Annotated in this window: 26 protein-coding genes and 1 tRNA gene; 11 read left to right on the top strand and 16 right to left on the bottom strand. The window is 70.3% G+C overall.

Annotated features, from left to right (window positions below; all coding sequences use genetic code 11):
* Positions 1 to 39: 39 nt before the first annotated feature.
* The 3 genes from ACT54X_RS18485 to ACT54X_RS18475 all read left to right on the top strand — a co-directional run bounded on the left by ACT54X_RS18485 (position 40) and on the right by ACT54X_RS18475 (position 2,410).
* Complete coding sequence (locus ACT54X_RS18485; RefSeq protein ID WP_294372870.1) at positions 40 to 732, top strand: TenA family transcriptional regulator; 693 nt, start codon at positions 40 to 42, stop codon at positions 730 to 732.
* A complete protein-coding gene (locus tag ACT54X_RS18480; protein ID WP_294372867.1) occupies positions 729 to 1,610 on the top strand; it encodes an SDR family oxidoreductase in 882 nt (293 codons plus the stop codon). The genes ACT54X_RS18485 and ACT54X_RS18480 overlap by 4 nt, the downstream gene beginning before the upstream one ends.
* Before the next feature lie 164 nt (positions 1,611 to 1,774).
* Positions 1,775 to 2,410, top strand: a complete 636-nt coding sequence (locus tag ACT54X_RS18475; RefSeq protein WP_476347801.1) for a tetratricopeptide repeat protein — start codon at positions 1,775 to 1,777, stop codon at positions 2,408 to 2,410.
* A gap of 27 nt (positions 2,411 to 2,437) precedes the next feature.
* Here the strand turns inward: ACT54X_RS18475 and ACT54X_RS18470 are convergent, their stop codons facing one another.
* From ACT54X_RS18470 to ACT54X_RS18440, 7 genes are all read right to left on the bottom strand, one after another.
* Positions 2,438 to 3,793, bottom strand: a complete 1,356-nt coding sequence (locus tag ACT54X_RS18470; protein ID WP_476347750.1) for an ATP-binding protein — start codon at positions 3,791 to 3,793, stop codon at positions 2,438 to 2,440.
* Positions 3,794 to 3,817: 24 nt separating this feature from the next.
* A complete protein-coding gene (locus ACT54X_RS18465; protein WP_043115085.1) occupies positions 3,818 to 4,492 on the bottom strand; it encodes a response regulator in 675 nt (224 codons plus the stop codon).
* Between the two features lie 165 nt (positions 4,493 to 4,657).
* Positions 4,658 to 4,734, bottom strand: a tRNA-Met gene (locus ACT54X_RS18460).
* A gap of 52 nt (positions 4,735 to 4,786) precedes the next feature.
* A complete protein-coding gene (locus ACT54X_RS18455; RefSeq protein WP_017761397.1) occupies positions 4,787 to 5,566 on the bottom strand; it encodes an enoyl-CoA hydratase in 780 nt (259 codons plus the stop codon).
* A 133-nt stretch (positions 5,567 to 5,699) separates the two neighbouring features.
* Positions 5,700 to 7,583 carry a M61 family metallopeptidase gene (locus ACT54X_RS18450; protein ID WP_476347747.1) on the bottom strand — a complete coding sequence of 628 codons (1,884 nt, stop codon included), beginning with the start codon at positions 7,581 to 7,583 and terminating at the stop codon, positions 5,700 to 5,702.
* On the bottom strand, positions 7,583 to 8,284 hold the full coding sequence (locus ACT54X_RS18445; RefSeq protein ID WP_294372858.1) for a DsbC family protein: 702 nt from the start codon (positions 8,282 to 8,284) through the stop codon (positions 7,583 to 7,585). The genes ACT54X_RS18450 and ACT54X_RS18445 overlap by 1 nt, the downstream gene beginning before the upstream one ends.
* A gap of 94 nt (positions 8,285 to 8,378) precedes the next feature.
* Positions 8,379 to 9,548 (bottom strand): FAD-dependent monooxygenase, encoded by a 1,170-nt coding sequence (locus ACT54X_RS18440; protein ID WP_476347745.1) that lies wholly within the window; start codon positions 9,546 to 9,548, stop codon positions 8,379 to 8,381.
* Positions 9,549 to 9,707: 159 nt separating this feature from the next.
* Between ACT54X_RS18440 and ACT54X_RS18435 the strand changes: the two genes are divergently transcribed.
* Positions 9,708 to 10,607 (top strand): MOSC domain-containing protein, encoded by a 900-nt coding sequence (locus ACT54X_RS18435; RefSeq protein ID WP_294372853.1) that lies wholly within the window; start codon positions 9,708 to 9,710, stop codon positions 10,605 to 10,607.
* Positions 10,608 to 10,634: 27 nt separating this feature from the next.
* On the opposite strand, the gene rbsD is transcribed toward ACT54X_RS18435, so the two are convergent.
* From rbsD to ACT54X_RS18405, 6 genes are all read right to left on the bottom strand, one after another.
* The gene (rbsD, locus tag ACT54X_RS18430; protein WP_294372852.1) at positions 10,635 to 11,033 is read right to left on the bottom strand and encodes a D-ribose pyranase; all 399 of its coding nucleotides are present in this window, start codon (positions 11,031 to 11,033) and stop codon (positions 10,635 to 10,637) included.
* Positions 11,030 to 11,989: a ribokinase gene (rbsK, locus tag ACT54X_RS18425; RefSeq protein WP_294372850.1), complete on the bottom strand. Its 960-nt coding sequence runs from the start codon at positions 11,987 to 11,989 to the stop codon at positions 11,030 to 11,032. Before rbsK ends, rbsD begins: the two co-directional genes overlap by 4 nt.
* A gap of 109 nt (positions 11,990 to 12,098) precedes the next feature.
* Positions 12,099 to 13,109, bottom strand: coding sequence for a LacI family DNA-binding transcriptional regulator (locus ACT54X_RS18420; RefSeq protein ID WP_476347742.1), 1,011 nt, complete (start codon positions 13,107 to 13,109; stop codon positions 12,099 to 12,101).
* Positions 13,110 to 13,137: 28 nt separating this feature from the next.
* The gene (locus tag ACT54X_RS18415) at positions 13,138 to 14,133 is read right to left on the bottom strand and encodes an ABC transporter permease (RefSeq protein ID WP_476347740.1); all 996 of its coding nucleotides are present in this window, start codon (positions 14,131 to 14,133) and stop codon (positions 13,138 to 13,140) included.
* On the bottom strand, positions 14,130 to 15,692 hold the full coding sequence (locus ACT54X_RS18410; RefSeq protein WP_476347738.1) for a sugar ABC transporter ATP-binding protein: 1,563 nt from the start codon (positions 15,690 to 15,692) through the stop codon (positions 14,130 to 14,132). The genes ACT54X_RS18415 and ACT54X_RS18410 overlap by 4 nt, the downstream gene beginning before the upstream one ends.
* 16 nt (positions 15,693 to 15,708) lie before the next feature.
* Positions 15,709 to 16,662, bottom strand: coding sequence for a sugar ABC transporter substrate-binding protein (locus tag ACT54X_RS18405; RefSeq protein ID WP_354320043.1), 954 nt, complete (start codon positions 16,660 to 16,662; stop codon positions 15,709 to 15,711).
* Between the two features lie 227 nt (positions 16,663 to 16,889).
* Between ACT54X_RS18405 and ychF the strand changes: the two genes are divergently transcribed.
* Entirely contained in the window at positions 16,890 to 17,984 is a 1,095-nt protein-coding gene (gene ychF / locus ACT54X_RS18400; protein WP_294372840.1) for a redox-regulated ATPase YchF, read from the top strand.
* 79 nt (positions 17,985 to 18,063) lie between these two features.
* Here the strand turns inward: ychF and ACT54X_RS18395 are convergent, their stop codons facing one another.
* Positions 18,064 to 18,549, bottom strand: a complete 486-nt coding sequence (locus ACT54X_RS18395; RefSeq protein ID WP_294372838.1) for a YqaA family protein — start codon at positions 18,547 to 18,549, stop codon at positions 18,064 to 18,066.
* Positions 18,550 to 18,771: 222 nt separating this feature from the next.
* Between ACT54X_RS18395 and dusB the strand changes: the two genes are divergently transcribed.
* From dusB to ACT54X_RS18375, 4 genes are all read left to right on the top strand, one after another.
* Complete coding sequence (gene dusB / locus ACT54X_RS18390) at positions 18,772 to 19,833, top strand: tRNA dihydrouridine synthase DusB (RefSeq protein ID WP_476347735.1); 1,062 nt, start codon at positions 18,772 to 18,774, stop codon at positions 19,831 to 19,833.
* Between the two features lie 70 nt (positions 19,834 to 19,903).
* A complete protein-coding gene (locus tag ACT54X_RS18385) occupies positions 19,904 to 20,140 on the top strand; it encodes a helix-turn-helix domain-containing protein (protein ID WP_076509440.1) in 237 nt (78 codons plus the stop codon).
* Between the two features lie 40 nt (positions 20,141 to 20,180).
* Positions 20,181 to 21,788 (top strand): bifunctional phosphoribosylaminoimidazolecarboxamide formyltransferase/IMP cyclohydrolase, encoded by a 1,608-nt coding sequence (purH, locus tag ACT54X_RS18380; protein WP_476347732.1) that lies wholly within the window; start codon positions 20,181 to 20,183, stop codon positions 21,786 to 21,788.
* Complete coding sequence (locus ACT54X_RS18375; RefSeq protein WP_294372827.1) at positions 21,788 to 22,231, top strand: c-type cytochrome; 444 nt, start codon at positions 21,788 to 21,790, stop codon at positions 22,229 to 22,231. Before purH ends, ACT54X_RS18375 begins: the two co-directional genes overlap by 1 nt.
* Before the next feature lie 24 nt (positions 22,232 to 22,255).
* On the opposite strand, the gene hemL is transcribed toward ACT54X_RS18375, so the two are convergent.
* Together hemL and thiD are read right to left on the bottom strand one after the other, a co-directional pair.
* A complete protein-coding gene (gene hemL / locus ACT54X_RS18370) occupies positions 22,256 to 23,542 on the bottom strand; it encodes a glutamate-1-semialdehyde 2,1-aminomutase (RefSeq protein WP_476347730.1) in 1,287 nt (428 codons plus the stop codon).
* Positions 23,543 to 23,556: 14 nt separating this feature from the next.
* Entirely contained in the window at positions 23,557 to 24,540 is a 984-nt protein-coding gene (gene thiD, locus ACT54X_RS18365) for a bifunctional hydroxymethylpyrimidine kinase/phosphomethylpyrimidine kinase (RefSeq protein ID WP_476347728.1), read from the bottom strand.
* Between the two features lie 110 nt (positions 24,541 to 24,650).
* On the opposite strand from thiD, the gene ACT54X_RS18360 reads away from it, so the two are divergent.
* Together ACT54X_RS18360 and ACT54X_RS18355 are read left to right on the top strand one after the other, a co-directional pair.
* Positions 24,651 to 24,821: a rubredoxin gene (locus tag ACT54X_RS18360; RefSeq protein WP_043113757.1), complete on the top strand. Its 171-nt coding sequence runs from the start codon at positions 24,651 to 24,653 to the stop codon at positions 24,819 to 24,821.
* A gap of 73 nt (positions 24,822 to 24,894) precedes the next feature.
* Positions 24,895 to 25,305 (top strand): response regulator, encoded by a 411-nt coding sequence (locus tag ACT54X_RS18355; RefSeq protein WP_017757129.1) that lies wholly within the window; start codon positions 24,895 to 24,897, stop codon positions 25,303 to 25,305.
* Positions 25,306 to 25,329 lie beyond the last annotated feature (24 nt).

The raw sequence follows: 25,329 nt of genomic DNA, 5'->3' as shown, positions 1-25,329 counted from the left end.
CCCCACCTTCTTCTTTCTCATCCCTTCACGGAGCTTCCGATGAGTTTCCATGCCCGCCTTGTCGCCGAGACCGCCACCGAGCGCGTCGGCCTGCTCGGCACCCCCATCATCCAGGGCTGCCTGCGCGGCGACGTGTCCCTGCCCAGCTACCTGGCCTTCCTGCGCGAGGCGTACCACCACGTCAGCCACACCGTGCCGCTGATGCGGGCCTTCAAGGCGAGGCTGGATGCCGGCCATGCCTGGCTCGAAGGTGCGCTCGACGAATACATCGAGGAAGAGCAGGGCCACGACGAGTGGATCCTCGACGACATCCGCGCCTGTGGCGGCGATGCCGAGGCCGTGCGCCGCGGCCCGCCGGGCCATGCGACGGAGGTCATGGTGGCCTATGCCTACGACACCATCGCCCGCCGCAATCCGCTGGGCTTCTTCGGCATGGTGCATGTGCTGGAAGGCACCAGCGTGTCGATCGCGCTGATGGCCGCCGACCAGATCCAGAAGCCACTGGGCCTGCCCGATTCGGCCTTCAGTTACCTGCGCTCGCACGGCACGCTGGACCAGGAGCACACCGCCCATTTCGCGCTGCTGATGGAGCAGATCGAGGACCCGGCCGACCAGGACGCCATCGTCCACGCGGCCAAGGCCTTCTACCGGCTCTATGGCGACGTCTTCCGCAGCCTGCCGCTGCCGCAGGGCCAGACAGCGGCAACGTCTGTCGCGGGAGTGGCGGCATGAAGGCAGCCGACAGCCGGGTATTGCTCACCGGCGCCAGCGGCGGCATCGGTTCCGCCGCCGCGCGTCGGCTGATCCAGGCGGGCGCCAGCGTGATGCTCGCTGGCCGCTCGCCCGCGCGGCTGGCGGCCCAGGCCCGTGCCCTGGTGCGTGAGCTGGGCGTGGAGCGCCATCGCGTCGAGTGGTATGCCTCCGACCTGACCCGGGTGGACAGCCTCGATCCGCTGGTGCAGGTGGCGGCGCAGTGGCAGTGCAATGCCGTGGTCCATGGCGCTGGCACGCCCGCGTTCGGCCGGCTGGAGTCCTTCGATGCCGGCGCCGTCGCCCAGGTGCTGCAACTGAACCTGTTCACGCCCATGCTGCTCACGCAGGCGCTGCTGCCGCATCTGCGCCAGCAGAAGCAGGCCAGCGTGCTCTTCGTGGGCTCGGTGCTGGGCCGGCTGGGGCTGCCGGGCTTCAGCGTCTACAGCGCCGGCAAGTTCGGCCTGCGCGGCTTTGCCGAATCGCTGCGCCGGGAACTGGCCGACACGTCGGTCAAGGTGCAGTACCTCGGACCGCGCAGCACGAAGACCGAGTTCAACAGCGAAGCCGTCGAGCGCTACAACCAGGCCACCAAGACCGCCATGGACGATGCCGACACGGTCGCCCAGGCCCTGGTGCAACTGCTGGAGCGCGGCGCGGCCGAGCGCTTCCTGGGCTTTCCCGAAAAGCTGGCGGTCCGCCTGAACGGCATGGCGCCCGCCTTGCTGGACGGCGCCTTCGCCGCCCACCGCAACAGCCTGCCGCCGGTGCAGCCGCCCGCGCCGCTCACGCTCGAGCATTTCGAGTCGCAGCGGCCCGAGTCCGCCGACGCGCATTCGCTGCAGGCGCCGCAGCTCTGAGGCTGCAGGCCCTGCAGCGCTGAGCCCCGGACCCCGGCCCGCCTTCGACCCCCTCCACCTTCCTTGCGAATTCCATGAAGACCACCTCCGCCACCTTCTCCTCCCGTGCCATCGCTGCCGCCAGGCCCGCCGATGCAGGGCTGCGCCGCCGCGTCTGGCTGTCGATGGCCCTGCTGGCCGGTGCCGGCGTGCTGGCGGCAGTCACGCCGCTGATCAGCCGCGCCGCGCCGGTCGACGACGGCGTCGCCGAACTGCAGCACGATTGGGAAGTGATCCGCTACCAGGCGCCGCTGGCCGAGCGCGAGAAGCGCTTCGAGGCGCTGGCCGCCAAGGCGCACAAGCTGAGCGAAGCCAATCCCGGTCGGGCCGAGCCCCTGGTGTGGGAGGGCATCATCGTGAGTTCCGTGGCCGGCGAGAAGGGCGGCCTGGGCGCGCTGGGTCTGGTCAAGCAGGCCAAGGCGCTGTACGAATCGGCCATCGCCATCAACGGCGACGTGCTCGAAGGCTCGGCCTACAACAGCCTGGGCGTGCTCTATTACAAGGTGCCCGGCTGGCCCGTGGGCTTCGGCGACAAGGCCAAGGCCAAGGAGCTGCTGCAGAAGGCGCTGGCGCTCAACCCCAAGGGCATCGACCCCAACTTCTTCTACGGCGAATACCTGGTCGAGACCAAGCAGCCCGACCAGGCGATGACCTACCTGGAGCGCGCCCTGCAGGCGCCCGCACGGCCCGGCCGGCAGATCGCCGACACCGGCCGCCGCGAGGAGGTCAAGGCGCTGATGGACAAGATCAAGGCGCGCTGAGCGGCGTCTTCGGCCGCGCGGCGCCGCTCAGCGATGCGCCGCGTCGAACTGCAGCACGGCGCGCACCCCGTGGCCATCGGCGCGCGGGCCCAACTGCAGTTCCAGCCCGTGCAGCTGGGCGATGCGCCGCACGATCGACACGCCCAGGCCGCTGCCCACCTCGTGGTGGCCTTCGGGCCGGTAGAAGCGCTCGCCCATGCGCGCGAGCTGGCCGGCGGACAGCGGCGGCCCGTCGTTCTCCACCTCCAGCTGTTCGCGGCCGATGCGCAGCACCACGCTGCTGCCCTCGGGCGCATAGCGCACGGCGTTGTCCAGCAGGTTGCGCACCAGCACCGTCATCAGGTGGCCATCGCCCAGCAGCGGCATCGGGTGCGTGCCGGCGGGTGGCCATTCGCAGCCCAGGTCGATGCGGCGGCGCTCGGCCAGGGGCAGGCAGTCGCTCATGGCCTGCTCGACGATGGGCGGCCAGTCGATCTCGGCATCCAGCGAAGGCAGCACGCCCGATTCCACGCGCGACAGCGACAGCATCTGCGTCACCAGCCGCTCCATGCGGCGCAGGCCGGCGCTGAGTTTCTCCTCCGCCTGCCGGCGCTCGGCCGGGGTGCCGGCGTGGCGCACCACGTCCCACTGAGCGGCCAGCACGGCCAGTGGGGTTCGCAGTTCGTGCGCGGCGTCGGCGGTGAAGCGGCGTTCGCGCACCAGCAGCAGCTCGATGCGCTGGAACAGGCCGTTCATCGCCACCAGCAGGGGCTTGAGCTCGGCCGGCGCGCGGGCGCTCGGCACGGGACGCAGGTCCTGCGCATCGCGGTGCGCGAGTTCACTGGTCAGCCGGCGCATCGGCGTCAGGGCGGCGCGCACCGCCCAGGCCATCACGGCCAGCAGCACCGGCAGCACCAGCAGCCAGGGCACGACCTGCGTGACCGTCAGGCCATAGACCAGTTCGTCGCGTTCGTACGCGCCCTGGCCGGCCGCGACCAGCCACTGGCCGTCGACCGAGCGCATGTAGTAGACGCGCCAGGGCCGGCCGTCCACCTCGTCATCGATGAAGCCCTGGGCGTCGGCGCGGAAGTTCAAATCCACGCCCTCCCGGTCGGACAGTGCCAGCTTGCCGTCGGCCGACCAGACGGCAATCGCCAGGTCGCGCACATCGGAGTCGCCCGCGTCGGGTGCACCCTCCCTGGGTGCGGGCGGCAGCGTGGCCGATGCGCCGGGATAGCCGTGGCCCAGCGTGGCCTGCACCTGCCGCGCCAGGCGCACGAGTTCGGTGTCGAACATCTCGTTGACCTCGTGGCGGGCCCGCTGGGTCGAGAAGTACAGCGCCAGGCCCCACACCAGCGGCGCGCAGATCAGCAGGTACAGCAGCAGGCGGCGCTGCAGGCTCATGCGGGACTTCCGTGCTGCATGGGCTCAGGAAGATGCCTCGCCCGTGCCCAGTGCGTAACCCACGCCGCGCACCGTGCGCACGATGGCCGGGTCGATCTTGCGGCGGAGGTGGTGGATATGGACTTCGAGCGAATTGCCCTCCGGCTCGCCCCCGCTCCAGTCGTAGAGCTTTTCGAGCAGCGTGGACTTGGACAGCACGCGCTGCGGCTGGCTCAGGAAGATCTCCAGCAGTGCCAGCTCGCGGCCGGTGAGCTCCACACGCGCGCCGCGCCAGTGCACGAGTTTGCTGGCCGGGTCATAGCTGAGCTGGCCGTGCTGCCACACCGCCTGCGCATGGCCGGCGGTGCGCCGCACCAGGGCACGCAGGCGCGCGGCCAGTTCGTCGATGGTGATGGGCTTGATCAGGTAGTCGTCGGCGCCGGCGTCCAGGCCGTCGATGCGCTGCTCGACGCCGTCGCGCGCCGTCAGCACGAGGATCGGCAGCACGCGGCCGGCCTGCCGCCAGCGCCGCAGCCAGCTCATGCCATCGCCGCCCGGCAGCCCCAGATCGAGCACCACGGCGTCGAAGGGGGCGCCGGCCAGGGCGGCATCTGCCTGCGTCCCGTCGCGGAACCAGTCCACCGCATGGCCGCGCTGCCGCAGGCCCTGGGCGAGGGCGTCGCCCAGCAGGGTGTCGTCTTCCACGATCATGAGGCGCATGGCAGGCGGCGACGGGGGCAGGGTGGCAGGCCAATCCCCGCGAGGGAGGCCGGCCTGCAGCTCCTGCAGTTGCCGAGAGTGGTTCAGGTCGCAGTCAGGATATCGCACCCTGCCTCGCGCAAAAGAAAAAGGGACCCCGTTTGCACGGGGTCCCTTTTGAGGTTTTGGTGGCGCTTCACGGACTCGAACCGCGGACCTGTGGATTATGATTCCATCGCTCTAACCGACTGAGCTAAAGCGCCGAAGCCCACCATTATAGGGGGCAAAAATCGGCAGGCGCAAGCCCCTTTGCCGTCACTGGTTCTTGAACTCGGCCTTGCGCTTGTTCAGGAAGGCATCCATGCCTTCCTTCTGGTCGGCCGTGGCGAAGAGGGCGTGGAACAGGCGGCGCTCGAACATCACGCCGTCCGACAGCGAACCTTCGAAGGCGCGGTTCACCGATTCCTTGGCGGCCATCACGGCGATCTGCGAGAAGTCGGCGATGGTCAATGCGGCGCCCAGGGCCTCGTCCATCAGCTTGTCGTAGGGCACCACGCGGCTGACCAGGCCCGCGCGCTCGGCCTCAGCGGCGTCCATCATGCGGCCGGTCAGGGCCATGTCCATGGCCTTGGCCTTGCCGACGGCGCGGGGCAGGCGCTGGGTGCCGCCGGCACCGGGAATCACGCCCAGCTTGATCTCGGGCTGGCCGAACCGGGCGTTGTCGGCGGCGATGATGAAGTCGCACATCATGGCCAGTTCGCAGCCGCCGCCCAGGGCGAAGCCGCTGACGGCGGCGATCACCGGCTTGCGGATGGAGCGCACCGACTCCCAGTTGCGGGTGATGTAGTCGCCCTTGTAGGTGTCGACGAAGGTGTACTTGGCCATCAGCGCGATGTCGGCGCCCGCCGCGAAGGCGCGCTCGCTGCCGGTGATGATCATGCAGCCGATGGCCTCGTCGGCATCGAAGGCCTTGAGCGCGGCGCCCAGCTCGTCCATGAGCGCATCGTTGAGCGCGTTGAGGGCCTTGGGACGGTTGAGCGTGACGATGCCGACCTTGCCGGCTTCGACGCGCACTTCGATGTTCTCGTAGCTCACGGGGGTCTCCTGGAATGAACGGACAGGGCGGGCCGGCGAGGCCCTCGCGCACTATACCGACGGCCACCCGGCCGACGTGGCGGGCGGCTGTCCGCCCGGAGACGTCGATGCCCTCAGGCCGACCGGCCGCCGCTCAGCCCTGAAGCCAGCGCTTGAGCAGGTCGGCGTCGCTGCCGGCCAGGCGCCAGGTGCGCGCGTCGCCCGACGGCCAGGCCAGCGGCAGGCGCATCAGACGGCGGTCGCGGGCCACCAGGGCCACGCATTTCCTGGCGGCGCCGAGGTACAGCGGGATGTCGTCGAGCTTGCCGATGCGCCAGCCTTCCGCGGCCTTGGCGCTGCGGGTGGCGGTCTCGACGGCCAGCCATTCGTCGCCGGCGGCGAAGCCGGCCTTCTCGGCCGCGCCGCCGCGCAGCACCATCTTGACCTTGACGGTGCCGCCGCTCTCGTCGACCCGCAGCCCCAGGGCCTGCGCCAGCTGCGCCGGGTCTTCGTGGATGGCCACGCCGTGTGCGGGGAGCAGGTCGCGCAGCGGCAGTTCAGCCGTGCCACTCGCCCAGCGCGACAGCTCGTTCGTGTAGGCCCGGCCGCCGACATGGGCCAGGGCCGCGCCGATGGCGGCCTCGTCGATGGGGCCGCCTTCGCTCGCGCGCCACAGCTTGCGCATGACCGCATCCAGCGAGCCCTGGCCCTCGCGCCGCAGCGTCAGGTCCAGGCACAGCGCCACCAGCGCGCCCTTGGTGTAGTAGCTCACCGTGGTGTTGGGTGTCTGCTCGTCGGGGCGGTAGTAGCGGATCCAGGCGTCGAAGCTGGCCTCGGCCACCGACTGCACGGCGGCCCCCGGTGTCTGCTGCACCTGGTTGAGGGTCTTGTTCAACAGCTTGAGGTAGGTGGCGTCGTCGATGCGGCCGGCGCGGCGCAGCAGCAGGTCGTCGTAGTAGCTGGTGAAGCCTTCGAAGAACCACAGCAGCCGGGTGTAGTTCTCGCGTGTGTAGTCGTAGCGGGCGAACTCCGCCGGCCGCAGGCGCTTGACGTTCCAGGTGTGGAAGTACTCGTGGCTGATCAGGCCCAGCAGGGTGGTGTAGCCCTCGGGCTGCTTGGTGGCGCCGCGGCGCGGCAGGTCGCGGCGGGTGCAGATCAGCGCGGTGCTGTGCCGGTGCTCCAGGCCGCCGTAGCCGTCGTCGGTGGCGTTGAGCATGAAGACGTAGCGGTCGTGGGGGGCGGGGTGCTGGGTGGCAGCGCGGGCCTTGGCGGGGCGCTTCGCCTTGGCGGAGGCTGCTGGCCCCTCATCCGGCCTCTCCCCAGGGTGGAGAGGAGGAAGACCGGCGTCATCCGCATGCCAGAAGCGCATCTGCGTCTCGCAGATGGCGCGCGTGTCGGCGATGAGTTTGTCACCGTCGAACGAGGGCGGGGCGCCAGCCACCACGAAGCGGTGCGGCACGCCCAGCACGTCGAACTCGGCGCTCCAGAAGGCGCCCATCTCGACCGGGCTGTCGGCCACCTCGTCGTAGTTGGCGGCCTGGTAGATGCCGAAGCCGCGGCGGTCGGTCTTGAGCGGGCGCAGCGCGGTGGCCAGTTGCCAGGGCGCCTCGCCCTCGGGCAGGGCGGGCGGCACGATCTCGATCTGGCAGGGCGATCCGTCCTGGCCGTCCACGCGCAGGCACAGGCTGGTGCCGTTGAAGAAGCCGCGGGTCCGGTCCAGCCAGGCGGTGCGCACCGAGTTGTCGAAGGCGCAGACCTGGTAGCGCAGGGTGAGCGGCTGTCCGGCCCTGGCGGCGACGCGCCAACTGGCCTTGTCCAACTGCGTGACGGCCACGGCGCGCCGGCCTTGCGTGGCTTTGGGCGCGCCCTGCAGGTTGCGCGCGAATTCGCGCACCAGGTAGCTGCCGGGGATCCACACCGGCAGCGAGACCTGCTGGTCCGCCGCGGGCTCGTCGATGGTGAGGGTGACCTCGTACAGGTGGGCGTTCAGGTCCGCCACCGCGATGCGGTAGCGCAGGCCGGCCGGGGCGCCGGCCATCAGTTGCTCGTGGCCGAGAGTTGCTGCTCCACCTGCGCGGCCGGCACGGCGCCGGGGGTGCGCGTGCCGTTGGCGAACAGCAGGGTGGGCGTGCCCGTGATGTTGTACTTGCGGCCGAACTCGACGTTGCGCTTGAGCGCCTGCGTGTCGCATTCGCCGGTGGCGGGCCTCACGCCGTCCATCATCCAGTCGCTCCAGACCTTGGCCTTGTCCTTGGAGCACCAGATGTCACGCGACTTCACGGCCGAGTCCGGACCCAGCACCGGGTACAGGAAGAGGTGGATCGTCACGTTGTCCACCTTGCGCAGCTCGCGCTCGAACTGCTTGCAGTAGCCGCAGTTCGGATCTTCGAAGATGGCCAGCTTGCGCTTGCCGTTGCCGCGCACGATCTTGATGGCGTCCTGCACCGGCAGCTTGTCGAAGTCGACGGCGGTGAGCTTGTCCACGCGCTCCTCGGTGAGGTTGCGGCGGTTCTTCACGTCGATCAGGTGACCCTGGATCAGGAAGTTGCCCTGCTCGTCGGTGTAGTACAGGTCGAAGCCCTGGCGCACTTCCCACAGGCCGGGCATGGCAGCCTTGCGCACTTCGTCGATCTGCGCGAGCTGCGGAAAGCTGCCGCCGAGGTTCTTGCGGATCTCGGCTTCGCCGGCATGGGCGGTGGCCAGCGTGGCGGCCAGGAGGAGGGGGAGGATGTACTTCATGGTGCGGGGTGTTGCTCCTCTCCCCCCTGGGGAGAGGTGGGGTGAGGGGCCTGCGCCTGGATCAGGGCAGGAACGATGGGGCGGCCCAAGGCCCTCACCCCAACCCTCTCCCTGCGGAAGAGGGAGAAGAAATACCAGAGGCCAGGCCCATCGCGCGGCGGGCCACCCAGCTCTTGAGCAAGTGGCTGCGGTCGAAGCCGAGCATGCCCCAGTTGCGCAGCCGTGCCAGCGGCTCGATGCCCTGGGCGAAGAGCTGCTGCAGGCCGTCCGTGGCCAGGCCCATGGCCAGCACGTCGGCACGGCGGGCGCGCTCGTAGCGGCGAAGCAGGCGGGCGTCACCCACGCTGCGCCAGTAGTCGCGTTCGCGGATCACGCGGGCCAGTTCGGCCGCATCGGCCAGGCCCAGGTTGAGCCCCTGGCCGGCCAGCGGATGCACGGTGTGCGCCGCGTCGCCGGCCACCACCCAGGCACCACCTTCCGCAAAGCGCCCGGCCCAGCGGTCGGCCGTGGCGCGCTGCAGCGGCCAGGCAGCCCGCTCGCTGGACAGCGTGAAGCCGCCCAGCGCCTCGTGGCTGGCTTCGCGCAGGCGGGCGCAGAAGGCGTCGGCCTCCAGCGCCAGCAGTTCGGGCGCGCGCAGCTGGCCCACGGACCATACCAGGGCCAGTTGCCGGCCTTCGGCACCGCCCATGGGCAGCAGGGCCAGCACGTCGCCCTGGGCACTGAACCACTGGCGCGCCACGCCGCCATGCGGGCGTTCGGCCTCCAGCCGCGCGGCGATGGCGATTTGGGGATAGCGGGTCACGTCGTACTGCACGCCCAGCGCCTCGCGGGTGAGGCTGGCCTTGCCCTCGCACACCACGGTGAGCGCGGCCTTGACCGGCGCGGTCACGACCTCGACCTGGGGCGAGAAGCGGACGGCGGCCGCCAGCTGTTCTTCCAGCGCCGGCACGTCGACGATCCAGGCCAGGGCGTCGACCTTCTGCTCGTCGGCTTCGAAGCGCACCCGGCCGTCCTCGTCGCCGAAGACCTGCATCTCGCGCACCGGCGTGGCCTGCGCCGCGTCGGGCCAGGCCCGCAGCGATTCGAGCAGGCTGCGCGAGGCCGCGTTGAGCGCATAGGCGCGCACGTCCGGGCGGTCGGGGGAGGGGGTGGAAGGGGCTTCGGCCACCAGGGCCACGCGGACCCGTTCTCGGGCCAGCAGCAACGCCAGCGTGCGGCCGACGATGCCGGCGCCGCGAATGCAAACCTCGGGGGGAAGAGCCATCGAAACATTGTAGGGAGCGCCCCTGCGCCCCGGCGATGGCTCGACAATGCGGCCCGCCGCCGCGGGCGGCCCGCTTTGTGCTCGTGAAGCGCGCGGCATGTCGCCACCTGCCGCCGCTTCCTCTCTCTGACCGTCCAGGGCTTGCCGCCCCTCATCGCCGTGACCGCTGCCGCCACTCCCGACCTCTCGCGCTTCGACCTCCAGGCCCGCATCGCGCGGCTGATCGTCTACCCCGTCAAGTCCTGCGCCGGGGTCGAGGTGCAGGAGGCCCTGCTCACCGAGACCGGCCTGGAATTCGACCGCGCCTGGATGCTGGTGGACGAGGCCGGCCGCTTCGTCAGCCAGCGCGAGCTGCCGCGCATGGCGCTGATCCGGCCGCAGATGAAGCACTACGAGATGATCCTGCGCGCCCCCGGCATGCTGGCGCTGCACATCGCCTACGACCGCGTGGAGGAACCGGTCCGCGCCACCATCTGGAAGGACGAGGTGGCGGCCTACGACATGGGCGACGTGGCGGCCCAGTGGTTCAGCGACTTCCTCTCCGAACCCGACCGGCCGCAGCGGCTGCGCATGGTGCGCTTCGATCCGGAGCACAAGCGCCTCTCCAGCCCCAAGTGGACGGGTGGCGTGGAGGCGCAGACGCAGTTCTCCGACGGCTATGCGCTGCTGGTGGTCAGCCAGGCGGCGGTGGATGAGTTCAACGAGCGGCTCGCAGCTAATGGCGGTCCGAGCATCGACGCGATCCGCTTGCGCCCCAACCTCGTGCTGGACCGCATGGAAGCGCACGACGAGGACCGTGTGGCGATGCTGCACATCCCCACCGAGCAGGGCGAGGTGCAGTTGCAGCCCGTCAAGCCCTGCGTGCGCTGCAGCATTCCCGACATCGATCCGGCCACGGCTCAGACGCAACCCGTGGTGGGCGAGACGCTGCGCAGCTACCGCGCCGATCCGCGCATGGAAGGTGCCACCACCTTCGGCATGAACCTCATCGTGCGCCAGGGCATCGACCACCTGCTCAAGGTGGGCCAGCCGGTGGGTGCGGACCTGCGCTTCGACTGACGCGGGGTCCCGTTGATCGGCGCGGCCTCAGATCTCGAAGCTGACGCCCGCAATCAAGAGGATGTTGGCGTAAGGCGTGCACTCGCCCGTGCGCACGATGGCGCGGGCCTTGGCGCTGCGCTGCTTGAATTCCTCGTGCGAGACGGCCAGCGGGGCCATCGGCAGCGCGGTGGGGTACCACGCGGGCCGGTCCTGGTCCGCCGGCAGTGCCTCGCAGGCGACGACGGCGCTTTCCACCGTCAGTTCGCTCAACACGGCGGCCAGCACCTCATCCAGCCGGGGCACGCCTCGCGCCACCGCCAGATCGATGCGGCGTGGACCGTCGGGAATGGGCAGGCCGGCATCGCCGATGACCAGCATGTCGCCATGGCCCATGGCGGCGATGACCTGGGAGAGTTCGGCGTGAAGAAGGTGGGTGCGTTTCATGGCAGGGCGACCGGTGCGGGCGGAACGGGGCTGGCGAGCACCTCGTCGCGCGAAGGAATGGAGGGCTGGGCGCCGGGCCGGCCGATGCACAGGGCTGCGGCGCGGATGCCCAGCTGCACGGCAGCGTCGAAGGTCTCGCCGCGCGCCAGCGACACGGCCAGGGCGCCCAGGAAGGTGTCGCCGGCGGCGGTGGTGTCCACCGCCTTCACGCGCAGGGCGGGGTGATGGCGGCAGCCGTCGGCATCGGCGGCCACCGCGCCTTCGCTGCCCAGCGTGACCACGACGCGCACCGGGCCGCGGGAGAGCAGGGCGCGTGCGGCCACGGCCGCCTCGGCGAAGCCCGTCACCGGCAGGCCCGAGAGCATCTGCGCTTCCAGCTCGTTGACCACCAGCGTGTCGATGCGCGGCCAGAAGGATTCGGGCAGCGCCTGCATCGGCGAGGGATTCAGCAGCACCCTGCAGCCGGCCTGCGCCGCGACCTCCATCGCCAGGCCGACCTGGTCCAGCGGCGTTTCGAACTGCAGGATCAGGAAGGCCGCGCCAGCGAGCTGCGTGCGCAGCGCGGCCGGGTCCACCTGCACCGCGGCGTTGGCGCCGGGGATCACGACGATGCGGTTCTGGCCGCTGTCCTCCACCATCACCAGCGCGACGCCCGTGGGCGTGGCCGCCTCGACGCGCACGCCGCGGGTGTCGATGCCGTCACGGGCCAGCGCATCGCGCAGGGCCGTGCCGTGCGCATCGGCGCCTACGCAGCCCAGCATGCGCACCGCGCCGCCTTGGCGGGCGCAGCCCACGGCCTGGTTGCCGCCCTTGCCGCCGGGCAGGTGGTCGATGGAGCGGCCATGCAGCGTCTCGCCGGCGGCGGGCGCTTGCGGCACGCGCACCACCACGTCCATGTTGAGGCTGCCAAGCACGACCAGCAGCGGGGCATCGGCGGGGGCGGAAGAGCGGTTCACGGCGTCGGACTCGGGCAAGGGGAAAGAGAGGGCACTCACAGGCAAAGACGCGGACAAGGCGATGGGAGGGCGAAGCGGTGGAGCGCGATGACGGGCCGCGGTGCTGGCGTCACGACGGCCCGAAGCGGGCGGTCGAGTCGCGCACCCGCAGCTCCGGCTGCAGCAGCACCTTGCGGCCGATCTGCCGCCGGCCGTCGATGCGCTCCAGCAGCATGTCCACCGCCAGCGCGCCGATGCGGGCCTTGGGCTGGGCCACGGTGGTGAGCGGCGGGCTGGCATAGGCGCTCAGCTCGATGTCGTCGAAGCCCACCAGCGACATGTCGTCGGGCACGCGCAACCCGCATTCGTGCGCGGCGCGCAGCGCGCCCATGGCCATCAGGTCGTTGCCCACGAACACGGCGGAGGGCCGCTCGGCCGTGCGCAGGATGGCGTGCATGGCCTCGTAGCCGCCCTGCGGCGTGAAGCCGCCGTGCCACAGCAGCGCCGCGCTGGTCGCCGAATGGCCGGCTTCGGCCAGCGCCATGCGCCAGCCGTCGATGCGCTGCTCGCTGGGCGCGAGGCCCGCCGGTCCGCCGATGCAGGCGATGCGCCGGTGGCCCAGCGACAGCAGGTGCCGCGTGGCCAGCAGCCCGCCCTGCATGTGGGCGGTCTCGACCAGGTCGCAGGCCGGGTCTTCCACCTCGCGGTCCACCAGCACGGTAGGCATGCGCAGGCCGGCCAGCAGCGCGGGCAGCGACGCGTCGCCGCCGCTGGAGACCACGATCAGCCCGTCGATGCGCCGCTGCGCCAGCACCTGCAGGTACACGCTCTGACGCTGCGCTTCGTCGTCGGTGTTGCACAGCACCAGCGCATAGCCGGCGCCGAAGCAGCGGTCTTCCACCACCCGCACGATCTCGGCGAAGTAGGGGTTGGAGCTGTTGGGAATCAGCATGCCCACGGTGCGCGTGCTGTTGCTCTTGAGGCTGCGCGCGACCGCGCTGGGCACGTAGCCCAGGGCGCGGATGGCGTCCTCCACGCGCGCGCGGCCTTCGGGGCTGACGGCGCGCGTGCCGTTGACCACGTGCGACACGGTGGTCACCGACACACCGGCACGCAGGGCGACGTCCTTGATGGTGGCCATGGCGGCAGTGCGAAAGCGGTGGCGCCGGTCAGGCGGCGCCGGCGCGCCGCTGGCGCACGGTGTCGATGATCACGGCGGCCACGATCACGGCGCCGGTGATGATGCGCTTGGCCGGTTCGCTGGCGCCCACCTGGGCCAGGCCGGCTTCGAGCACCGCGATGATCAGCACGCCGAAGAAGGTGTTGATGACCGATCCGCGCCCACCCATCAGGCTGGTGCCGCCGATCACCACGGCGGCGATCACCTGCAGCTCGATGCCGGCGCCGGCATTGGGGTCGGCGGCTTCGAGGCGGGCGGACTGCATCAGCCCGCCCAGACCGGCCAGCAGACCGGTGACGGCGAACACGGCGATGCGGATCGGCCGCGGGTCGATGCCTGCCAGTCGCATGGCGTCCTCGTTGGTGCCGATGCCCACCACATGGCGGCCGAACACGGTGCGGGTGAGGACCAGGTGGCCCACGATGACGATGGCCACGGCCAGGACGAAGGCCGAGGACACGCCGCCGATCCAGGGCGCCGCCAGGCCGGCGATGGCATCGCCCACGTACTGCGTGCGCGAATCCGTCACCAGGTAGGCGCCGCCGCGCACGGCTTCCAGCATGCCCAGCGAGACGATGAAGCTCGGCAGCCGCCAGGCCACCGACACCGCGCCGGTGACGGCGCCGCACAGCAGGCCGGTGGCCAGGCCCAGCGCCGCGGCGGCGGGCACGGCCAGCTTCCACTGCAGGATGGCGGCGGCCGTGACGGCGGCGCTCAGCGCCAGCACTGAGCCGACCGATAGGTCGATGCCCGCGATGATCAGCACGAAGGTCATGCCTACGGCCATCACCGTCAGCGCCGGCACCTCGTTGGCGATGGTGATGAAGGTCTCGGCCGTGAAGAAGTACTCGGACAGGCTGCTGAACAGCACGACCATGCCGATCAGCACCGCGGCCAGGCCGAGGTAGGTGCCGAGCTGGCCGCGCAGCGGCCGGGCGGTGGGCGCCGGCGCGGCGGCGGCAGGGGATTGGGCGGGCGGGTTCATGCAGGAATCGGGGAAGAGGTGGGTGCAGCGGCGGCCTCGGCGACCGGTGCATTGCCGAAGGCGGCGGCCAGCAGCGACTGCTCGCTCCAGGCGCCGCGCTCGAAGACGGCGACCAGGCGGCCGGCATGCATCACGCCGATACGGTCGCACATCGCCATCAACTCGCGCAGGTCGCTGGAGACCATCAGCATCGCGTGACCGGCGGCGGCCATGCGGTCGAGTTCGGCGTACAGGTCGGCACGGGCGCCGACGTCCACGCCGCGCGTGGGCTCGTCCAGCAGCAGCACCTTGCATTCGCGGTGCAGCCAGCGGGCGAACACCACCTTCTGCTGGTTGCCGCCGCTCAGGGTCGAGACGGCCTGCTCTTCGCTGCGGGAGCGGATGCGCAGCGTCTGCACCAGCCGGCGGGCGATGCCGCGCTCATGTGCGAAGCGCAGCCAGCCGCCGCGCGAGATGGCGCCCAGGTCGCTCAGCGTGGCATTGACGCGGATCGACTGCGGCATCAAGAGGCCCTGCGACTTGCGGTCCTCCGTCACCAGGCCGATGCCGGCGCGGATGGCCTGCATCGGCGAGCGCCAGCGCCCACCGGGCGGCGAGGCGGCACCGGGCCAGTGCAGGTCGATGCGCCCGCGGTCGGCCCGGTCGGCGCCGAAGAGCAGGCGGATGAGTTCGGTGCGGCCCGCGCCCACCAGGCCGGCGATGCCCATGACCTCGCCGGCATGCAGGTCGATGTCCACGTCCTGCACCACCTGGCCGCGGCCCAGGCCGCGGGCGCTCAGCAGGCGTGCGCCAGCCGTTCGGCGCGGGCGCCCCTCGTGCTCGTGCACCGCGCGGCCGACCATGCGTTCGACGAGTTCGGATTCGCGCACGCCGGCCATGGGCCGCACGTCCACCAGCCGGCCGTCGCGCAGCACGGCCACGGTGTCCGCGATGCGCTGCAGCTCCTCCAGCCGGTGCGACACGTAGACGATGGCCACGCCGCGCGACTTCAGCCGCTCGATCTGCCCGAACAGATGCGCCGTCTCCCGCGGCGTCAGCATGGCCGTGGGCTCGTCCAGGATCAGCACGCGGGTGTCGTCCTGCAGGTTGCGGGCGATCTCCACCATCTGCTGCTGGCCGATGCCCAGGGCGGCCACCGGCAGCGCCGGGTCGATGCCGTCCATGCCGATCTTGGCCAGCTGCGCCCGCGCCGCCTCGTGCAGCGCGCCGCGGCGCAGCCAGCCCAGACGCTGCGGCAGGCGGTCCAGCAGCAGGTTCTCGGCCACGGTGAGCGTGGGCACCAGGCCCAGCTCCTGCATCACCATGCGCACGCCCTGCGCCTCGGCATCGCGGCGCGAGGTGGGCGCAAAGGGCTGGCCGGCCAGCTGCATGCGCCCGCGCGTGGGCGAGACCAGGCCGCAGACGATCTTCGACAGCGTGCTCTTGCCCGCGCCGTTCTCGCCCGTCAGGGCCAGCACCTCGCCCGGCGCAAGCGTGAGTCTCACGCCGTCCAGCACCGTGGCGGCGTAGTCCTTGCCGATGTCGTCGAGCGAGAGCAGGGCAGTGCGCGGGGCGTGCATGGCAGGGCGCGCAGGCTTACTTGCTGTCCTTGGTGACCAGGACCACGTCGGTCTTGATCTCGGCGGGCATCTGGGCCTGGGTCTTCTTCTCGGCCAGGGCCTTCAGCGCGGTCTCGATGCCGAACACGGCCTGCTTGGCGCCGAACTGGTCGGCGGTGGCCAGCACGCGGCCGTCGGCCAGCATGGGCTTGATGGCGCCGATGTTGTCGTAGCCCACCACCTGCACCTGGCCGGTCTTGCCGGCGGCCTTGACGGCGGCCACGGCGCCCAGAGCCATGCTGTCGTTGCCGGCCAGCAGGGCCTTCAGGTCGGGGTGCTCGCGCAGCATGCCGGCGGCCACGGTGTTGCCCTTGTCGATTTCCCACTGGCCGGACTGCACGCCGACCACGTTGGCGCCGACGGCCTTCATGGCGTCCTGGTAGCCCAGGGTGCGCTGCTGCGCATTGAAGGTGGTGGAGACGCCTTCGATGATGCCGACCTTGTCGCCGGACTTGAGGCTCTTGCCCAGGTAGTCGCCGACCAGCTTGGCGCCGGCGCGGTTGTCGGGGCCGACGAATGTCACCTGGATGTTCTTTTCCTTGAGCGCGGCGGCGTCCAGGCGGTTGTCGATGTTGACCACCAGGATGCCCTTGTCGACGGCCGCCTTGATGACCGGCACCAGCGCCTTCGAATCGGCCGGTGCGATCACCAGCGCATTGACCTTCTGCGCCACCATCTGTTCGACCATCTTGATCTGGGCGGCGGTGTCGGTCTCGTTCTTGATGCCGTTGGCCACCAGCGTGTACTGGCCGGCGTTGGCCTTCTGGTGCGTCTTGGCGCCGTCTTCCATGGTGGCGAAGAACTCGTTGGCCAGCGACTTCATCACCAGCGCCACCTTGGGCTTGTCCTGGGCATGGGCGGGCGCGAGGGCGAAGGCGCCCAGAACGGCGAGGGCGGCGGCGGCCTGGGCCGTGCGGCGGGTGAAGGTCATGGCGAGTCTCCGGATGTGGATGGATGGATCGGGGCGGCATCAGGGCCTGCCCGGCGCGAAGCGGGGCGGATGATAGTGGGGTCGCAAACGTTTGCGCAAACGTTTGCGGGGTCGTTTGACCTAGGTTTTTCCCTGAGCGCACGGTCCCGCGGCGGGGCCATGCAAGCGAGTCTTCGGGCCCTCAGGGGTGCCCGCCTAAAATCCCGCGCCTAATCCAGAGGACCCCCATGAGCTTGAAATGCGGCATCGTCGGCCTGCCCAACGTCGGTAAATCCACCCTGTTCAACGCGCTGACCAAGGCCGGCATCGCCGCCGAGAACTATCCCTTCTGCACCATCGAGCCCAACGTGGGCGTGGTCGAGGTGCCCGATCCGCGCCTGGCGCAGCTGGCGCAGATCGTCCAGCCTGAGCGCATCCTGCCGGCCATCGTCGAGTTCGTGGACATCGCCGGCCTGGTGGCGGGTGCCAGCCAGGGCGAAGGCCTGGGCAACCAGTTCCTGGCCCACATCCGCGAGACCGACGCCATCGTCAACGTGGTGCGCTGCTTCGAGGACGAGAACGTCATCCACGTGGCGGGCAAGGTCGACCCCATCGCCGACATCGAGGTGATCCAGACCGAGCTGTGCCTGGCCGACCTGGGCACCGTGGACAAGGCCCTGCAGCGCTACACCAAGGCGGCCAAGAGCGGCAACGACAAGGAAGCCATCGCCATGGTCAAGCTGCTGGGCCCGGTGCAGGCGGCGCTGAACGAAGGAAAGCCGGCCCGCGCGCTGGGCCTGTCGGCGGACGACCAGCTGCTGCTCAAGCCGCTGTGCCTGATCACCGCCAAGCCGGCCATGTTCGTCGGCAACGTGAGTGAGGACGGCTTCGAGAACAACCCGCTGCTGGACCGCCTGAAAGAGTACGCCGCCAGCCAGAACGCGCCCGTGGTGGCCATCTGCGCCAAGATGGAAGCGGACATGGCCGACATGGACGACGAGGACAAGAAGATGTTCCTCGAAGAGATCGGCCAGGAAGAGCCGGGTCTGAACCGCCTGATCCGCGCGGCGTTCAAGTTGCTGGGCCTGCAGACCTACTTCACCGCCGGCGTGAAGGAAGTGCGCGCCTGGACCATCCGCATCGGCGACACGGCCCCCCAGGCGGCCGGCGTGATCCACGGCGACTTCGAGCGCGGCTTCATCCGCGCCCAGACCATCGCCTTCGACGACTACATCGCCTTCAAGGGCGAGCAGGGCGCCAAGGACGCGGGCAAGATGCGCAGCGAAGGCAAGGAATACGTCGTCAAGGATGGCGACGTGATGAACTTCCTGTTCAACGTCTGAGCGTCGCGGCCGTTGCCGCGGACAAGACCAGCGCAAGGGCCTGCTCCGGCGACGGGGCAGGCCCTTTTGCTGGGCGCCTTCAATGGTTCGGCCAGATGTACAGCAGCGCCACCGTCATGCACAGGTAGCGCCCGAACTTGCCGATGGACATGTAGACCACGCAGGGCCAGAAGGGCATGCGCAGCCAGCCGGCCACGGCGCACAGCGGATCGCCCACCAGCGGCAGCCAGCTCAGCAGGCAGGCCTTGGGGCCCAGGCGCTCCAGCCAGGCGATGGCCCGCAGGTGGTGACTGGAATGGCTGTACTTGTCGGCCACCTTGTGGGCGCCATAGCCCATCCACCAGGTGAGCGCGCCGCCCAGCGTGTTGCCGGCGGTGGCGACCAGCACGGCGGGCCAGAACAGTTCGGGATTGAGCTTGAGCAGACCGAAGAGCGCCGGCTCCGAGCCCAGGGGCAGCAGCGTCGCCGAGACGAAGGCGACGACGAACAGCGTCGACAGCCCGAATTGCGGCAGTGCCAGTGCCGCCATCGCGGCGGCCATCACGGACTCGAACCAGGCTTCCATGGGGGCGGGAGTATAGGAATGGCAGGTGCGGCCCACGTCGGCGCGCAGGCCGTGTGCATGCCCGCGGGCGTGCTGCCGGCAGCAACGGCCAGCGGTCGGCGGTCGGCGGCCGGCGGCCGTCGCCTGCGTGCGCGTTTCAGCCGCTGAAATCGCGGGTGGCTAGAATCCGTGCCTCATTTTTCAGCAGCGCCCGCGGCGCTGCGCGCTTTTCCTCCCCACCTCATGCAGATCGGCCACATCACGCTGGAGAACCGCCTGTTCGTCGCCCCCATGGCGGGTGTGACGGACCGGCCGTTCCGCATGCTGTGCCGCTCGCTCGGCGCGGGCTATGCGGTGAGCGAGATGGTCACCTCCCGCAAGGACCTGTGGAGTTCGCTCAAGACCTCGCGCCGGGCCAACCATGACGGCGAGCCCGGGCCCATCGCCGTGCAGATCGCCGGCACCGACGCGGCCATGATGGCCGAGGCGGCCCAGTACAACATCGACCGCGGCGCCCAGATCATCGACATCAACATGGGCTGCCCGGCCAAGAAGGTCTGCAACAAGTGGGCGGGCTCGGCGCTGATGCGCGACGAGCCGCTGGCCCTCGCCATCGCCGAGGCGGTGGTGGCCGCCGCCGCGCCGCATGGCGTGCCCGTGACGCTCAAGATGCGCACCGGCTGGAGCACCGAGCACCGCAATGCCGTGGCGCTGGCACGCCGCTTCGAGGCCGCCGGCATCCGCATGCTGACGGTGCACGGCCGCACGCGCGAACAAGGCTACAAGGGCTTCGCCGAGTACGACACCATCGCGGCCGTCAAGGCATCGGTGGGCATCCCGGTGGTCGCCAACGGCGACATCGACTCGCCGCAGAAGGCGCGCGACGTGTTGGCCGCCACCGGCGCCGACGCCGTGATGATCGGCCGCGCGGCCCAAGGCCGGCCGTGGATCTTCCGCGAGGTGGGCCACTTCCTGGCCACCGGCGAGACCATGGCGCCGCCGCTGGTGGCCGAGGTGCGCCGGCTGCTGCTCGCGCACCTGCACGAGCACTACGCGCTGTACGGCGAGGTGACGGGCGTGCGCACCGCGCGCAAGCACATCGGCTGGTACGTACGGGCGCTGCCGGGCGGCGAGGACTTCCGCCAGCGCATGAACCGGCTGGAGGACTCCGCCACGCAGTGGCAGGCCGTGGCCGACTATTTCGAGGCCCTGGGCGAGCGGATGGACCGCATGCCCGAGGCCACCGCCGGGCCGGATGCCCTGCAGGAAGAAGACGAAGAAGACAGCGGCTGCCTCACCTGCTGAACGCAGGCGGTGGTTGCGCGGCGCGCGGGGGATCGGGCGCCGTCACAAGACACATCGAACGAACGACGACATGAGCAAACACACGATCGAGGAGTGCGTGAAATCCAGCCTCGAAGACTACTTCCGCGACCTGCGCGGCACCGAGCCGGACGGCCTGCACGACATGCTGGTGCGTGCCGTCGAAAAGCCGCTGCTGGAGGTGGTCATGGACCGCGCCGAGGGCAACCAGTCGCGCGCCGCCCAGTGGCTGGGCCTGAACCGCAACACCCTGCGCAAGAAGCTGCTCGAGCACAAGCTCGCCAAGTGACCCGAATTCCAACGAAGCCCCAGACCCGACTGGCATCCCCATGGCACTGACCGCACTCATTTCCGTTTCCGACAAGACCGGCGTCCTCGACCTCGCCCAGGGGCTGCATGCGCTGGGCGTCCAGCTGCTGTCCACCGGCGGCACCGCCAAGCTGCTGGCCGAGGCCGGCCTGCCCGTCACCGAGGTGGCCGACCACACGGGCTTTCCCGAGATGCTCGACGGCCGCGTGAAGACGCTCCACCCGAAGATCCACGGCGGCCTGCTGGCCCGCCGCGACCTGCCGGCCCACATGGCCGCACTGGCCGAGCACGGCATCGCCACCATCGACCTGCTGGTGGTCAACCTCTATCCCTTCGAGGCCACGGTGGCCAAGGCCGGCTGCACGCTGGAGGACGCCATCGAGAACATCGACATCGGCGGCCCGGCCATGGTGCGTAGCGCCGCCAAGAACTGGAAGGACGTCGCGGTGCTGACCGACGCCAGCCAGTACGGCGCGGCGCTGGAAGAACTCAAGGCCCACGGCCGCATCAGCGACAAGACCAAGTTCGGCTTCTCCGTCGCTGCCTTCAACCGCATCAGCAACTACGACGCCGCCATCAGCGACTGGCTGTCGTCGGTCGACTTCGAGGCCAGCGCGGGTCAGCCGGTGCCGCAGCGCAGCGCCTTCCCGGCGCAGAGCAACGGCCGCTTCGTCAAGGTGCAGGACCTGCGCTACGGCGAGAACCCGCACCAGGCCGCGGCCTTCTATCGCGACCTGCATCCCGCGCCTGGCTCGCTGGTGACGGCCAAGCAGCTGCAGGGCAAGGAACTGAGCTACAACAACATCGCCGATGCCGATGCGGCGTGGGAATGCGTCAAGAGCTTCGACGTGCCGGCCTGCGTGATCGTCAAGCATGCCAACCCCTGCGGCGTGGCCATCGGTGCCGACGCGGGCGAGGCCTACGGCAAGGCCTTCAAGACCGACCCCACCTCGGCCTTCGGCGGCATCATCGCCTTCAACACGCCGGTGGACGCCGGCACCGCCCAGGCCGTGGGCAAGCAGTTCGTCGAGGTGCTGATGGCGCCCGCCTTCAGCGCCGATGCGCTGGAACTGCTCAAGACCAAGCCCAACGTGCGCGTGCTGCAGATCTCGCTCGACGGCATCAAGCGCGACGGCGCCAGCGCCTGGGCGCGCGGCCTCAATGCGCAGGACGTCAAGCGCGTGGGCTCGGGCCTGCTGATCCAGACCGCCGACAACCATGAGCTGCAACTGTCCGACCTCAAGGTCGTGACGAAAAAGCAGCCGACCGAGGCCGAGCTGCAGGACCTGCTCTTCGCCTGGAAGGTCGCCAAGTTCGTCAAGAGCAATGCCATCGTCTTCTGCCAGGGCGGCATGACGCTGGGCGTGGGCGCCGGCCAGATGAGTCGCCTCGACTCCGCCCGCATCGCCAGCATCAAGGCCGAGCATGCCGGTCTGTCGCTGGCCGGCTCGGCGGTGGCGAGCGACGCCTTCTTCCCCTTCCGCGACGGCCTGGACGTGGTGATCGACCACGGCGCCACCTGCGTCATCCAGCCCGGCGGCTCGATGCGCGACAAGGAAGTGATCGACGCCGCCGACGAGCGTGGCGTGGCCATGGTGTTCAGCGGCGTGCGCCACTTTCGCCACTGATGGGCGCGACGGGCCGCCCGGGGGCGACGGAAGACGAGGCGCCGCCCCGGCGCCCGCGCTGGCTGCTGGTGCTGCTGGCGCTGTTCGTGGCGATGTCCGCGGCCGGCATGCTGATCACCGGCTGGCTCATCCTGCGCGGCTATGTGTTCAAGCCGCCCGTGGCCGCCACGGGGCCGGTGGCAGAGGGCTACACGCTGGTGCAGGCCAGCGACTGCATGCGCTGCCACCTGGCCGAGCGCAAGGCGGTGGGCCCGGGCTGGCAGGCCATCGCGGCCCGGCATGCGGACAACCCCGAGGCCGTGGCGCTGCTCGCGCGCAAGATCCGCGAGGGCAGCGTCGGCGACTGGGGGCGGGTGATCATGCCGCGCCATCCGCAGATCGGCGAGGCCGATGCGCGGCTGATGGCGCAGTGGGTGCTGGCGCAGCGGCCGGCCAGTCGCTGACGCGGCGCCGCCGGCTGCCGGCGCTCAGCCCAGCGTCTTGAACACCTCGCGCGCCGCCTCGATGGTGGCGGAGATGTCCTCGGCCGCATGGGCGGCGCTCACGAAGCCGGCCTCGTACAGCGCCGGCGCGATGTACACGCCGCGGTCGAGCAGGCCGTGGAACAGGGCGTTGAACTTCGCGCCGTCGCTGGTCATCACCTTGCCGTAGTTCTGCGGCAGCGCGGGCAGCAGGAAGAAACCGAACATGCCGCCTTCGCAATCGGCGCTGAAAGGCACGCCGGCATCAGCCGCGGCGTGGCGCAGGCCTTCGGCCAAGGCGCGGGTCTTGGCCGACAGCGTCTCGTAGAAGCCGGGGCGGGCGATCTCCTTGAGCGTGGCCAGGCCGCAGGCCGTGGCCACCGGATTGCCCGACAGCGTGCCGGCCTGGTAGACCGGGCCCAGCGGCGCCAGCTGTTCCATGATGGCGCGCGGCCCGCCAAAGGCCGCCAGCGGCATGCCGCCGCCGATCACCTTGCCCAGCACCGTGAGGTCGGGCGTGATGCCCAGCACGCCCTGCGCGCCGTGCAGGCCGACGCGAAAGCCCGTCATCACCTCGTCGAACACCAGCAGCGCGCCATGCTGCGTGCACAGCTCGCGGCAGCGGCGGGCAAACGCCGGCGTTGCCCGCACGAAGTTCATGTTGCCGGCGATGGCCTCGATCATCACGCAGGCGATGTCGTTGCCGTGCAGCGCGAAGGCCTCTTCGAGCTGGGCGATGTTGTTGTACTCGAGCACCAGCGTGTGCTGCACCACCTCGGCCGGCACGCCGGCGGAGGTGGGGTTGCCGAAGGTGGCCAGGCCCGAGCCGGCCTTGACCAGCAGCGCGTCGGCATGGCCGTGGTAGCAGCCCTCGAACTTGACGATGTGGCGCCGGCCGGTGGCGCCGCGCGCCAGGCGCAGGGCACTCATGGCGGCCTCGGTGCCGGAGCTCACCAGCCGCACCATCTCCATCGACGGCATCAGCGCCAGGATGGCCTCGGCCAGCTCGATCTCGCGCTCGGTCGGCGCGCCGAAGGAAAAGCCCTCGGCCACCGCGCGCTGCACGGCCTCGACCACGGCCGGATGGCCATGGCCCAGGATCATGGGGCCCCAGGAGCCGATGTAGTCGATGTAGCGCTGGCCGGCAGCGTCCCACATGTAGGGGCCCTGGGCGCGGGCGATGAAGCGGGGCGTGCCGCCGACGGCACGGAAGGCGCGCACGGGCGAATTGACGCCGCCCGGGATCACGGCGCGGGCACGGTCGAAGAGCTGGAGATTGGTGTCGATGGTCATGGGAGGGGTGGCATTCAATGCCGCGTGTCATGGGGAGGCAGGGCGAAGTCGGCCCGGTCCAGGCCGTCGTCCTCCTCTTCGTCGTCGTCGTCGGGCTGGGCCCAGAACAGGCGGTCGGGCAGCACCTGGCCCATGCCGGGGCGGAAGCCCGCGTCCAGGCTGCGGTCCATGTAGGCCAAGGCCTCCGCGGTGGCCGAGCTCAGGTCGGCGCCGGTGGCCAGCAGAGCGGCCAGCGCGGCCGACAGCGTCTCGCCGGCACCGGCGAAGACGGCATCGAGCCGTTCGTATTTCTCGCTCAGCACCGTGGACTGGGGCGACGCCAGGACGTTCTCCATCCAGCCGTCGGGCCGCAGGATGCCGGTCACCAGCGTGTACGACACGCCCAATTCGCCGGCCGCGCGGGCGATGTCGCGCGGCGTGGGCGGGCGGTCGCCGTCCCAGTCGGGCAGCAGCCAGCGGCGCAGCGTGCCCTGGTTGCCCACCAGCACGGCCGTCTGCGGCAGCACGAGGTCGCGGAAGGCGTCCAGGTAGCTGTCGATCGGCTCGTCCTCCCACCACGACAGGTTGGGCATGTAGGCCACCACGGGCACTTCGGGATAGTCGGAGGCGATCTCGGCCACCAGGCTCAGGTTGTCGGGACTGCCGGCAAAACCCACCTTGATGGCCTGCACGGGCACGTCCTCCAGGATGGCGCGGGCCTGCTCGGCCACGTGCTCCTCGTCCAGCGCCACATGGTCGAAGACCTCGGCGGTGTCGCGCACATAGACGCCGGTGGTCACCCCCAGCATGTGGGCGCCCACCGAGGCCACCGACAGCGCGTCCGCGCTCAGGCCCGTGGCGCCGCTGGCGTCGCCGGCGTTGAAGACCAGCACGCAGGGCTGGCGCAGCTCTTCGGCGGGAAGAAGCGGGGACTGCGCAGGGTCATCTCCCGCTGCGTCACCTTCGTTAACATCGCCCGGTTGCGCTGCCGCGAGGGCCCGTATGCCGGGACTCTGCATGAATGGTCGGGCGCTGCGCGGAAGCATGTCACGGGTCCTTTTGACAACGTCAAAAGGGGTGACGTCTAGATACAATTGTTGCATTATTTGAACGAGGCCCGTAAGCTGCGATGAATACGAAAACCTGGATGTGCCTGATTTGCGGGTGGATCTACGACGAAGCGGCAGGTTGGCCCGACGATGGTATTGCCCCGGGCACGGCCTGGGCCGATGTTCCGATGAACTGGACCTGCCCGGAGTGCGGCGCGCGCAAGGAAGATTTCGAAATGGTCGAGATCTGAGCCTCGCGGCGACGGCACCGCCCGGTTGCCGCGGCCGCGCAGTGCGGCCGGCGGCCAAGACAAGAGGATGGCGATGAGTGCGAACGGATCGGGTTTCAAGGTGCTGGTGATCGACGACAGCAACACGATCCGGCGCAGTGCCGAGATCTTCCTCAAGCAGGGCGGCCACGAGGTGCTGCTGGCCGAGGACGGCTACGACGCGCTTTCGAAGGTGAACGACCACCAGCCGCAGCTGATTTTCTGCGACATCCTGATGCCCCGGCTGGACGGCTACCAGACCTGCGCCATCATCAAGCGCAATGCCCAGTTCAGCCATGTGCCGGTGGTCATGCTTTCCTCGCGCGACGGCGTCTTCGACAAGGCCCGCGGGCGCATGGTGGGCTCGCAGGACTACCTGACCAAGCCCTTCACCAAGGACCAGCTGCTGCAGGCCGTGCGGCAGTTCGGCGGCGACGGCACCGCCCCGGCGCCATCCGCGACATGATGGCCTGCGCCGCCCTGCGCGCAG

The sequence above is a fragment of the Pseudacidovorax sp. DMC4 genome, from assembly GCF_056314265.1.
Note: the sequence above shows the minus strand (reverse complement) of the source record. Positions and strands in the feature narration are given on the sequence as shown.